We start from the raw sequence: 11,560 nt of genomic DNA on the forward strand, positions 1-11,560 counted from the left end.
CGTCCAGCGCCGCCAGTTGCTCGCCGAGGGCGCTCAGTCCCTCGGCCGGTGGCGTCAGCAGTTCGGTGAGCATCGCGTCCTTGCTGGCGAAGTGGTACAGCAGGGACGCCTTGGAGCAGTGTGCCGACGCGGCGATGTCGTGCAGCGAGGTGCCCTTGAAACCGTGCTCGGCGAAGAGCCGCAGGGCGGATCCGAGGATGTGGCGACGCATCGCGGACGGTGGACGTGGCATGGGCCCACCGTAGCTGACCGATCGGTCAGGGTTTTCCCCGCACCCGCCTGCCGCGCCCGAGCAGCCTGTCCGTACCGCCCGTTCCCGCCCCGCGTACGCCCGCCCACCGGGTCCCGGAACGCCGTGCGCCCCTTCCGCCGAAGACGGAAGGGGCGCACGGACGCGGGGTACGGGACTCTCAGGTGCCGGCCAGCCGCAGGTCGGCGCCGCCGGCGCGGAGCCCTTCGGCCGCCGCCTCGGCCAGCGACCGGTCGGTGACGATGGTGTCGAAGGCGCTGAGCGGAGCCACCCGGAACTTGCCGAAGGTCCCGTACTTCGACGATCCGGCGACGAGGACGCTGGACCCCGTGCACTCCATCGCCGCCTGCTTGACCTCCACCTTCGCGGCCGACGGGGTCGTCACCCCGCGCAGCAGGTCCCAGGAGCTGGTGCTGATGAAGGCGATGTCCAGGGCGAGCTGACGCAGCGTCGTGGCCGCGAGCCGCCCGACGCTCGACCGGTTGGACGGGTCCACCTGGCCGCCGATGTGTATGACGTCCAGGTGCGTGGAGCCCATCAGCCGGTCCACGGTCGTGAAGTCGTTGGTGACGACGGTCAGCGACTCGTGGCGGGCGAGCAGCGGCACCATGGCCAGCAGCGTCGTGCCCGCGTCCAGGTAGACGGTCATGCCCTCGCGCACCAGCTCCGCGGCGGCCGTCGCCATGGCCTGCTTCTCCGGCTGCTCGATCAGGGCCTTGGCCTGGAAGCTGGGTTCGCTCTGCAGATGGCTGGCGATCCGCGCCCCGCCGGGTACGGAGAACACCAGCCCCCGGCGTTCCAGTTCGGCGATGTCGCGGCGGACGGTCATGTGGGACACGCCGAAGAGCTGGGTGATCTGCTGCACGCTCAGCACACCGTCGCGCCGCAGGTGCTTCAGCAGGAGCTCGCGTCGCTGATCGGGGATCAGGGGCAACTGCTCTTCGTCGGCCACCGGATTGTTCACCTTTCCTCGTGCGGCCACCGCGGCCACTGCTCGATTGTGCCGTTCCGCCCGGCGGCGTCCCAACCGGGCACGGCGGGTCTTCCGTACCGCACCGGGCGAGCGGGCCCGGCCCGGTGCGGTACGGGCCCTCAGGAGCCGACGAACGTGCTCAGCAGGAGTACGCCGCCGAGGCTGAGCAGCGACTGGAGGGAGAGCATGAGCGTCCAGGTGCGGAAGGTCTGGGCCACCGAGAGCTGGTAGTACTCCTTGAAGAGCCAGAACCCGGAGTCGTTGACGTGCGACAGCATCACCGCGCCCGACGCCGTGGCCAGCACCAGGAGTTCGGGCGAGAGCCCCGGGTAGGCGCCGATCAGCGGGGCGACGATCCCGGTGGCCGCGGCGGTGGCGACCGTCGCCGAGCCGAGGCAGATGCGCAGCAGTGCCGCGACCAGCCAGGCGAGCAGCAGCGGGGGTATCGACCAGCCCACCGCGTAGTCGGAGATCAGCTTGTCGATGCCCGTCGCGGTGAGCATCGCCTTGAGGCCGCCGCCGGCGCCGAGGATCAGCACGATCCCGCCGACCGGCCCGAGGCCCTTGCCCGCCATCTTCTGGAGCTGGTTCAGTCCGAAGCCGGAGCGCAGCCCCAGCGCGAAGAAGGCGAAGACCACCGCGGCCAGCAGTGAGATGACCGAGGAGTCGCACGCCTCGAAGACCGCGTACGGAAGCGAGCCCTCCGCGGTGTTCGAGGTGCCGACGGTCCCGATCAGCATCAGGACGGGCGGCAGCAGCACGGTGATCAGGGCGAGTACGAACGAGGCCGGCCGCTTGCGGTTCTCCGGCTCGGGGCTCGATTCCGGGATGGGGCCCTTGTCCAGGTCCGGGGCCGGGCCGAACCACCGCGAGGCGAACTTCGTCAGCAGCGGGCCGCTGACCACCGCGATCGGGATGCCGATGATCAGGCCGTACATGATGGTCAGGCCGGTGTTCGCCCCGTACGCCGAGACGGCCAGCGTGGGGGAGGGGTGCGGGGGCAGCAGACCGTGCGAGATGTACAGGCCGGCGGCGAGCGGCAGACCCACGTACAGCAGGTGGGTGTTGGTGCGTTTGGCCACCGCGTACACCAGCGGCACCAGCATCACGAAGCTGACGTCGAAGAGGTGCGGCATCCCGATGAGCAGGGCCGCGGCCGTGATCGCCGTCGGGATCCACTTCACCGGACGGGCGCCGATGAAGACGGTCGCGATCCGGTCGGCACCGCCGGAACCCAGCAGGATGCCGCCGAGGATGGTGCCCAGCCCGATGGTGGGGCCGGTGCTCTTCAGCGCGTCGCCGAAGCCGTCCTGGAAGTGGCCGACGGTGTCACCGGGGCCGAGCCCCGCCGCCAGGCCGAGACCCAGGGCGGAGAGCGCCAGGGCGAGGAACGGGTGGAGCTTGGCCTTGGTGATCAGCAGGATCAGGACGACGACCGCGGCGGCGCCCAGCAGGAGGTGTTGGAGGTCGGTGCTCATCATCGGCTCGCGTGGGGAACGGGGGAGTGGGCGGCGCGGGAGGCGCGCCCGGAGGTCCAGGCGTGCAGCAGGTCGGCGTCCGGGTCGGCCAGGTCGCCGAGCGTGACCAGCTCGCCGGCCCGGACCTCGCGCCCGAGGGTGGCGTGGGCGGCGAGGTACAGCGGCGCCGTGTCCGCGGGGGCGTCCTCGTCGCGGAGCAGGACCGCCTGGACGCCGGTGACGTCGTGGTGGTGGCCGCCCATGTCGAGCACGGTGCCGGCGGGCAGGTCACGGCGGGCGCGGCCGGCGAGCACGGCGTGGGCGTGCGGGTCCGTCCCGCCGGACGGACGGCCGTGCAGCACCGCGGAGAGCAGCGAGACGGGGGTCTCGACGCCCATCAGGTGGTACGGGAGGTAGACCGCCGCGTACCGGCCGTCGCGGCTGACGACGTGGCCCTTTCCGCGCAGCGTCTCCCAGGTGACCGGGTCGCCCGTCCGTACGACGACGAAGACGCCGCCCGCGAAGGACGCCTCGTCCGGCAGCCGCAGCGCGCTGAACACGTCCACGGCACCGGGGCGGTGCAGCAGGCCGCCGTCCTCGCGCAGGGCGTAGACGTCGGCGAGCTCGGCGATCCGGGCCACCGGGTAGTGCAGGCGCTCGGTGTCCGGCCGGAATCCGGTGTTCGTCGCCACGACCGCCATCTCGCAGTAGTCGGCGGTGGCGCCGGTGGGCAGCGCGGTGACGGCCGCGGCCCGGGCGGCGAGGGTGGCGCGCACGTCGGAGCCGAGGGTGAGCAGCCCGGCCAGCTCCGGGGCGGGGACGGTGGTGTCGAGCTGGGTGACCGAGCCGGTCGCGGGGTCGAAGACGAGGTCGTACTCGCTGGACTTGCCGATCGCCACGATGTCCAGGCCGAGCAGTTCGGCCCAGGTCACCAGCGCGATGAGGTTGGCCGGCTGGTCGCCGTCGGCCGTGGTGTAGACGACGCCGTTGTCCCGGGCGAGGTCGGCGAGGTGCAGACCGGCGACGGAGTCGACCTCCTTGCTGACCATGGCGACATGACGGCCGTCGGTCAGGGCGGAGCGGGCCATCGCGTATCCGTCGGCGGGGCTCCCCGTGGCCTCGACCAGGATGTCCCAGGGGGCGGCGGTCAGCAGCGCGCTGTCCGCGACGAGGGCCACGGAGCCTTCCTCGACGGCGCGGGCGACCTCGTCGGCGTCGGCGCACACACGCAGCCCCCCGGTCTCGTAGCCGAGCTCGACGAGCATCGCGCGCAGCCGCTCCACGTCCCGGTCGCACAGCACGGCGGGGGTCAGGCGGTCGATGCGCGGGGTCTGGGCGAGCAGGGTCCGGGCGAAGCCGCCGCCGGCCCCGGACAGCGCGTAGCGCACGGTCCGGTCGCCGGTTCCGGCGAACAGGTGTTGCAGATTCATGGGCTCTCCTAGACGGGCGCACGGCTCGGTTCAACGGCTCCGGCGAGGCGGTCTCGGCAACGGCACGAGCACCACAGGGGAGCGTGTTAACAAGATGTATCAGCAGATCCCGCCTGCGTAAAGTCTGTTAACATTTTTTCACATGCAGGCGTCGGGGAAGCTCACCCGGCACCACGTCCCCCTACGCAAGGAGGTCCGATGCCGACCCTCGGGGCCATCGCCGACGACTTCACCGGAGCCACCGATCTCGCCACCATGCTCGTCGCCCGGGGGCACCGGGCCGTGGTGACCGTCGGCACGGACGCCTTCGCGGACGCCACGGGGAGAGAGGCGCTGTGCGAGGCGGACGCGGTCGTCGTGGCCCTCAAAACGCGTACCGCACCCGTCGAGGAGGCCGTCGGCGCCTCCCTCACGGCCCTGCGCGCCCTGCGCGAGGCCGGCTGCACGCGCTTCTTCTTCAAGTACTGCTCCACCTTCGACTCCACCCCGCGCGGCAACATCGGCCCGGTGGCCGACGCCCTCCTCGCGGAGCTGGGCGAACGCCGCACGGTCGTCGTCCCCTCGTTCCCCGCCACCGGGCGCACCGTCGAGCAGGGGCTCCTGCGCGTCCACGGGGAACTCCTGGCGGAGAGCCCCATGCGGCACCACCCGCTCACCCCGATGCGCGACTCGCACCTCGGCCGGCTCCTGGCCCCGCAGACCGGACACCCGGTCCGGCTCATCGGCCTCGACACCGTACGGGCGGGGAGCGCCGCCCTGCGTGCCGCGCTCGACGCCCCGGACCTCGCCGACGCGCTCGTCGTCGTGGACGCCGTCGGCGACGAGGACCTGGTCACCGTCTCCGCGGCCACCGCCCACCTCCCCCTCGTCACCGGCGCGGCCGGGCTCGCCCTCGGCCTCACCGGCCCGCACCCCGACGCGGCCCGCGCCACCCCCGCCTCCGCCCCCGGCGACCCCGGTGCCGTCCTCTCCGGCAGCGCCTCCGCCGCCACCCGCGCCCAGGTCGCCCACGCCCGCACCCGGCTGCCGCACCGCAAGCTCGACCCGGCCGCCCTGCGCACCGACTTCACCGGCACGGTCGCCGGCCTCGTCGCCTTCGCCCGGCGGGCCTGGGACGACGCCCCGGGGCGGCCCCCGCTGATCTACGCCGTCGGCGACCTCGACGACCTCGAACGGAGCGCACCCGACGGCGCACCCGCCGCCTCCGAACTGGTCGAACGGGCCCTCGCCGCCTGCGCCACCGGCCTCGTCGCGGCCGGCGCACGCAGGCTCCTGGTGGCCGGCGGCGAGACCTCCGGGGCCGTCGTCACCGCACTCGGCGTCCGCGCCCTGTCCATCGGCGCGCCCATCGCCCCCGGCGTCACCTGGGCCCGCGCCGAAGGCCGGGCACACGGCCGGGAGCACACCGTGGACCTCGCCCTCAAGTCCGGCAACTTCGGCGACACCGCCGTCTTCACGGAAGCCTGGAGCGCCCTGGCATGAGCGACCCCCGTACCGAACTCGCCGCCGCCGGTGCCCGGCTCGCCTCGCTCGGGCTCAGCCCCGGCTCATCCGGCAACCTCAGCGTGCGCGTCGAGGACCGCTTCCTCATCACCCCCACCGGTGCCGACCTCGCCGACATCGACCCCGGCGGACTCAGCGAACTGGGCCTCGACGGCGTCCACCTCGCCGGACCGCGCCCCTCCAAGGAATTCCCCCTGCACAGCGCCTTCTACCGGCGCGACACCACCACCCGCGCCGTCGTCCACCTGCACGCCCGGCACGCCACCGCCGTCTCCTGCCTGCCCCCGTGGTCGGCCCGCAGCGCCGTTCCCCCGCTCACGCCGTACTACGTGATGCGGGTCGGCCAGAGCCCCCTGCTCCCGTACGCCCCGCCCGGCGACGCGGGGCAGGCCGAGGAACTCGCCCGGCTGCCCTTCCCGTTCCGCGCGGCCCTCCTCCAGAACCACGGCCCGGTCCTCGCCGGCGCCACCATGGCGCAGGCCGTCGACGCGGCGGTGGAACTGGAGGAGGTCTCGGCCCTGCTCCTCGCCCTGGGCGGACGGCCCGCACGGCTGCTCACCCCCGAGGAGGCCGGCGGACTCGCCCGGAAGTACGGCTCACCCTGGGACGACCACCGCTGAGGCCGTGGACGTACGGCTCCGGCTCCGGCGGAGTGGTTCTCCCGGCCGTCAGGCCGCCCCGGGCCCCCGCCGCCCCTTGTAGTTGATCTTCATCGTGTCCATGTCGGTCACGGTGGAGCGCAGCTCGCCGTGGGGCAGACCACGGTCCCGGAGCGTCCTCTCGGCGCGGTCCTCCGCGAGGGCGGCGGCCATCTCGTCGCCGTCCCCGGGGTCGGACACCACCACGTAGCGGAAGCTGAAGTGCTTCAGGGCCGCGTCGTACGCGAGGGAACCCTCCTCGGTGAACTGCATGGCGGCGAGCCCGTGTTCGTCCACCTCGGCCAGCAGGCGCTCCCGGTCCGGGCCGGAGAGCCCCTCCCAGGTGCCCCGCACGATCACCCGGTACGTGTGCTGCGTGCTCATCGTCCTGTTCGTCCTCACTGTCGGGAAGCCACTCCCGAGGCCGTTCTCGAAGGCGCTCCGGAGAACGGCCTTCGAAGCGTCGGGCAACGAAGCGTACGACGGCGAGGACCAGGCACATGCGCAATAATCGTGGCCGCCGAGGCCCGCCCGGCCCGGGCCCGCGACCTCCCGCCCCGGTACCGGCCCCGGCTGGTGCGAACCCGCCGGTGCCCCTCCGAGGGCCGGCGCCCGCGATACGTTGATCCGGTGATCATCTGGGTGAACGGCGCCTTCGGCAGCGGCAAGACGACGCTCGTGGACGAGCTGCACCGGCGGAGGCCGGACGCCCTGGTCTACGACCCCGAGCAGACCGGCTTCGTCCTGAGGAACATCGTCGAGGTGCCCACCGGCGACTTCCAGGACCTGCCGCTGTGGCGCAGCCAGGTCGCCGGCATGGCCGTCGACCTGGTACGGGCCTACGGGCGGCCGGTGCTGGCGCCGATGACGCTGGTCGACCCCGGATACGCCGAGGAGATCTTCGGAGCGGTCGAGGCCGCCGGGGTGTAGGTCCACCACTTCTTCCTGCACGTCCCCCCGCACACGTTGGAGGCCCGGCTCGACGCGCGGACCGTCGTGCCCGGGGACCCCGAGCGCGACGAGATCGTCCGCAGGTGGTGCAAGGCGCAGATCGCCCGCTGCACGGCTGCGGCCGGGAGCTTCCGGCCCGGGACCGTACGCCTCGACGGCGAGCGGTCCACCGGCGAACTGGCCGACGAGGTCATGCGCCACCTCGGATGACCGGCCGTCAGGCGGAGGCGGTCCGGTCGACGTACTCGAAGACCGAACCGTCGGGGTGGAGGGCGATCAGGTTGCGGCCGGCCGGAGTGGGGACGGGCCCGGCGATGACCTTCGCCCCCGCGCGGGTCAGCGCCGCGTGGGCCTCCTCGACGTCCTTCACCGCGATGGTCGCCGACACCTTCCGCAGCACGTCGATCTCCGCCTGCGGTCCGCTCATCAGGAGGAAGCAGCCGATGGCGGCCACCGAGACGCCACCGCGCTCGAAGCGCAGGGCGGGAGTGCCGGTCAGGCCCTCGTAGAAGGCCACCGAGGCGTCCAGGTCGTCGACGCAGATACGCAGTGTGGTTCCCAGAATCTCCATGCCCACGAGGTTAGTTGGACCTGCGGCGAGGTGTGATCGATTCCGCCGGACGGCACCGTGGACCCGTCGCGGTACTCCCGCTGCCCGGGCATGAGCCGGCCGGGTCGTGGGCGACCGGGCTCGTGATTGCCGTCAGACGGCTGCCCGGCACGGCCTCGGGGCGGGCAGCACCGAGCCGGGAGGTGGCTCCGGGGCCCGGGCGACTCCGTGCGCGACGTGGCGCTCGACGCCGAGGGGGACGGCGACCCCGGGCAGGGAGGAGGCGAGGACGGACGAAGGCGTCGGTGGCGCCGCCCCCGTACCGCGAAACCGGCGGCTGGTCGCCGGGCGAGGGCGGCCCCATGGATGTCCGGTGTCGGGTGGCTGTCGGAGGTGGTCGGTGCGCTGTCGGTGGTCTGTCGGCGCCCGCCGCGAGAGTGGTGCGGGTCGGCGCCGGCTCTCGGTCCCGAACGTCCCGGCTCGCCGGAACGGTGTTCCCGTCTTCCCGGCGTCGACCGCCGGGGCACCGTCCGGCGGCCCGCCATCAGGAAGGAAGTACCCATGACCACCGACATCACGATCATCGGCGCCGGACTCGGAGGCCTCACGCTCGCCCGCGTCCTGCACCTCTACGGCATACCGGCCACGGTGTACGAGGCGGAGCCCTCCCCGGCCACGCGCTCGCAGGGCGGGATGCTCGACATCCACGACCACAGCGGCCAACCCGCCCTCGCCGCGGCAGGTCTGACCGACGAGTTCCGTGGCCTCGTCCTTGAGGGCCGCCAGGCCATGCGGCTCCTCGACCCGGCCGGGACCGTCCTGTTCGACAAGGACGACGACGGCACAGGGGGACGCCCCGAGGTGCAGCGCGGCGAGCTGCGGCAGATCCTGCTCGACTCCCTCCCGGCCGGTACCGTCCGGCGGGGGCGCAAGGTCAGCGGTACGCGCACCCTCGGCGAGGGCCTCCACGAGGTGACGTTCGCGGACGGCGCCACCGTCGTCAGCGGCCTGCTGGTCGGTGCGGACGGCGCGTGGTCACGGGTCCGGCCGCTGCTCACCACCGTCGTACCGGAGTACACCGGCAAGTCGCTCGTCGAGACCTACCTCCTCGACGCCGCCACCCGGCACCCGGCCGCCGCGAAAGCGGTCGGCGGCGGGTCGATGATCGTGCACACCCCCGGCAGGGAGATCTTCGCCCACCGGGAGAAGGGTGACACCCTGCACGCCTACGTCGGGCTGTCCGAGCCGCAGGAGTGGTTCGCCGCCATCGATTTCACCGACACCGCCGCGGCCACCGCCCGGATCGCCCAGGAGTTCGACGGCTGGGCGCCGGAACTCACCGCGCTGATCACGGACAGCGACATCGCGCCGGTCCTGCGCCCCCTCCACACCTTGCCCGCGGGGCACCGGTGGGATCGGGTGCCGGGAGTGACCCTGCTCGGGGACGCCGCCCACCTCGCGGCTCCGAACGGCGAAGGCGCCAATCTGGCCATGCTCGACGGCGCCGAACTCGGCCAGGCTCTCGCCGCGCACCCCGGCGACGCCGAGGCCGCGCTCACCGCGTACGAGCAGGCCATGTTCCCCCGTAGCGCCGAGGCGGCGGATCCCGAGGCCCCCGGAAGCGCCTCGAACGACGTCACACCCCATGACCTGATCGCCGCGTTCACCCAGGACGAGCAGCCGGAATAGGGCGGTCCGCGAGGCGTCCGCCGGTGGGCGGGCTCCGGGTACCGCGCGTGAGGTGCCGGGCGCCGGGCGCGAGGCACCGGGTACCGCGCGTGAGGTATCGGGCACCGGGCGCGAGGCACCGGGCACCGGGCGTCCGGCGCCGGGTCCCGGGTGTCAGGCCCGGCAGAGCAGTTCGCCGTGCGGGACCATGAACCACGCGTCGGGCTCCTCGCCCCACGCCCGCCAGGCGTCCGCGATCCCCGCCAGCTGTCCGGCCGTCGCGTGCCCGCCCTCGATCGCGCGCTCCGCGTACGCCGAGGCCGTCGTGCGGTCCGCCCACAGGCCGCTCCACCAGGCCCGGTCCTGCCCGGCGTAACACCAGGCGCCCGCGCTCGGGGTGATGTCCGTGAAGCCCGCCCGCCGGGCCCAGGAGAGCAGGCGGCGCCCGGCGTCGGGCTCGCCGCCGTTGGAGCGGGCGACCCGGTGGTACAGGTCCAGCCAGTCGGTCATGCCCGGCACCTCCGGATACCAGGCCATCGCGGCGTAGTCGCTGTCGCGCACCGCGACGACGCCGCCCGGCCGGCACACCCGGCGCATCTCCCGCAGCGCCCGGACCGGGTCGCCCACGTGCTGGAGCACCTGGTGGGCGTGGACCACGTCGAAGGCGTCGTCGGGGAAGTCCAGGGCGTGGACATCGGCGACGGCGAACTCGACGTTGTCCAGGCCTCGTCCGTCCGCCACCGTGGCCGCCTGGGAGAGGATGCCGCGGCCGGTGTCGACGCCGGTCACCCGTCCCGGCGCGACCAGCGCGGCCAGGTCGGCCGTGATGGTGCCCGGCCCGCAGCCGACGTCCAGCACCCGCAGGCCGGGGCGGAGTTCGCCCAGGAGGTAGGCCGCGGAGTTCGCGGCGGTGCGCCACCGGTGCGAGCGCAGCACCGACTCGTGGTGACCGTGGGTGTAGACGGCGGTTTCCTCGGGCATGGCCGTGCATCCTCTCTCGGGACCGGGCGCGCGTGAGCGGCCGGCGGTCCTGTCACCGTACGCCCGGACGCCACATCATGAGATGGTGATCTCATCATGCGGGCGCACTCACACCGGCCTCGGGCAGTAGACGCTCAGCGCCTCGGGCACCTTGTCGATCTGCAACTCCGTTCCGGAGTGCGCCACTTCGCCGTCGTACGCGTAAGGGGTGCCCTCCGCGAGGCCGGAGATCCGGACCTGGCGACGCCGCACCGCCGCGTGGACGGGGGAGCGGCTCAGGGGCCCGGCGACCGCTGCCGCGAGCAGTCGGAGGCCCGGTGTGCGGCCGCCGTGCACCACCCGTACGTCCAGCAGTCCGTCCGCCAGGTTGTGGCGTCGGCCGGGCGCCGGGCCCACCCGCTGGAACATCCCGTTGCCCACGAAGAGCAGCCACAACGGCCGTCGCCTCCCCTGGAGTTCGGCTGTCAGGGGGCGCTCGCCGCGGAGCGCCTCGAACGCCGCCAGGACACCGGCCGGCCAGCCGCCGATCCGCGGCGCCCAGCGTTCGCGGGTCCGCACCAGCTCCGGATACACCCCCAGGCTGAACGCGTTGAGGAAGTACCCGTCCGGACCGGACGGGCCGTGCGGGCCCGGCCGGAACCGTCCCAGGTCGACCCGGACCGCGTCGCCCGCGGTGAGCGCGATCACCGTGTCGTGCACCGCCTCGACGCCCAGGTCGTACGCGAAGTGGTTGAGGGTCCCCCCGGGGAACACCGCGAGCGGCACCCCGTGCCTGGCCGCGACCGCCGCCGCCATGTTGACCGTGCCGTCACCCCCGCAGATCCCCAGTGCCGTGCCCCGCTCCGCGGCCTCCTCCAGGCACCCGGAGAGGTCGTCGGGCGCGCACTCCATCACCGTGGCCAGCGGCAGCGCGTCGCGGACGAGCCCCGCGGTAGCGGTCGCGGTCCCGGACGCCCGGTTGACCACCACCACGAGCCCCTCCCCGGCGGGCAGTGCGGGCGCCTGGGCCGGCGGCCTGCCCGGCGCGGGCAGCTGCCCACGGGTCGGTACGACGCCGCGCAGGGCGAACGCCGCCCCGATGCCGAGAGCCGCGCCGGCCAGGACGTCGCTGGGGTAGTGGACCCCCGTGTACACGCGCGACGCGGCCACGGCCGCCGCC

At 73.7% G+C, this 11,560-nt stretch carries 11 protein-coding genes and 1 pseudogene; 4 read left to right on the forward strand and 8 right to left on the reverse strand.

Annotated elements, in window-relative coordinates; translation table 11 throughout:
• The 4 genes from IH13_RS0126060 to IH13_RS0126075 form a co-directional block, all read right to left on the reverse strand.
• A partial coding sequence (locus tag IH13_RS0126060) for a TetR/AcrR family transcriptional regulator (protein ID WP_031088389.1) occupies positions 1 to 232 on the reverse strand: 232 nt, incomplete at its 3' end.
• Positions 233 to 410: 178 nt separating this feature from the next.
• On the reverse strand, positions 411 to 1,202 hold the full coding sequence (locus tag IH13_RS0126065; protein ID WP_031088391.1) for a DeoR/GlpR family DNA-binding transcription regulator: 792 nt from the start codon (positions 1,200 to 1,202) through the stop codon (positions 411 to 413).
• A 140-nt stretch (positions 1,203 to 1,342) separates the two neighbouring features.
• Entirely contained in the window at positions 1,343 to 2,701 is a 1,359-nt protein-coding gene (locus tag IH13_RS0126070) for a GntT/GntP/DsdX family permease (protein WP_031088392.1), read from the reverse strand.
• Positions 2,701 to 4,110, reverse strand: coding sequence for a homoserine dehydrogenase (locus tag IH13_RS0126075; RefSeq protein WP_031088393.1), 1,410 nt, complete (start codon positions 4,108 to 4,110; stop codon positions 2,701 to 2,703). Before IH13_RS0126075 ends, IH13_RS0126070 begins: the two co-directional genes overlap by 1 nt.
• A 198-nt stretch (positions 4,111 to 4,308) precedes the next feature.
• Here IH13_RS0126075 and otnK point away from each other — a divergent pair, with 198 nt between their 5' ends.
• On the forward strand, positions 4,309 to 5,592 hold the full coding sequence (gene otnK / locus IH13_RS0126080) for a 3-oxo-tetronate kinase (protein ID WP_031088395.1): 1,284 nt from the start codon (positions 4,309 to 4,311) through the stop codon (positions 5,590 to 5,592).
• On the forward strand, positions 5,589 to 6,233 hold the full coding sequence (locus IH13_RS0126085; protein WP_031088396.1) for a class II aldolase/adducin family protein: 645 nt from the start codon (positions 5,589 to 5,591) through the stop codon (positions 6,231 to 6,233). The genes otnK and IH13_RS0126085 overlap by 4 nt, the downstream gene beginning before the upstream one ends.
• 48 nt (positions 6,234 to 6,281) lie before the next feature.
• Here the strand turns inward: IH13_RS0126085 and IH13_RS0126090 are convergent, their stop codons facing one another.
• Positions 6,282 to 6,635: a DUF6204 family protein gene (locus tag IH13_RS0126090; protein ID WP_031088398.1), complete on the reverse strand. Its 354-nt coding sequence runs from the start codon at positions 6,633 to 6,635 to the stop codon at positions 6,282 to 6,284.
• 246 nt (positions 6,636 to 6,881) lie between these two features.
• Between IH13_RS0126090 and IH13_RS38405 the strand changes: the two are divergent.
• Positions 6,882 to 7,412, forward strand: a pseudogene (locus tag IH13_RS38405) (AAA family ATPase).
• 7 nt (positions 7,413 to 7,419) lie between these two features.
• Here IH13_RS38405 and IH13_RS0126105 read toward each other — a convergent pair.
• Positions 7,420 to 7,773: a VOC family protein gene (locus IH13_RS0126105; protein WP_031088399.1), complete on the reverse strand. Its 354-nt coding sequence runs from the start codon at positions 7,771 to 7,773 to the stop codon at positions 7,420 to 7,422.
• A 540-nt stretch (positions 7,774 to 8,313) separates the two neighbouring features.
• On the opposite strand from IH13_RS0126105, the gene IH13_RS0126110 reads away from it, so the two are divergent.
• A complete protein-coding gene (locus IH13_RS0126110; protein ID WP_031088401.1) occupies positions 8,314 to 9,441 on the forward strand; it encodes an FAD-dependent oxidoreductase in 1,128 nt (375 codons plus the stop codon).
• 153 nt (positions 9,442 to 9,594) lie between these two features.
• Here the strand turns inward: IH13_RS0126110 and IH13_RS0126115 are convergent, their stop codons facing one another.
• Both IH13_RS0126115 and IH13_RS38410 read right to left on the reverse strand, forming a co-directional pair.
• Positions 9,595 to 10,401, reverse strand: a complete 807-nt coding sequence (locus IH13_RS0126115; RefSeq protein ID WP_031088402.1) for a methyltransferase domain-containing protein — start codon at positions 10,399 to 10,401, stop codon at positions 9,595 to 9,597.
• 108 nt (positions 10,402 to 10,509) lie between these two features.
• Positions 10,510 to 11,560, reverse strand: a 1,051-nt coding sequence (locus IH13_RS38410; RefSeq protein WP_031088404.1) for a bifunctional phosphatase PAP2/diacylglycerol kinase family protein, incomplete at its 5' end; no start/stop codon positions are given.

It is taken from the genome of Streptomyces sp. NRRL WC-3549 (assembly GCF_000721935.1).
GTDB lineage: Bacteria > Actinomycetota > Actinomycetes > Streptomycetales > Streptomycetaceae > Streptomyces.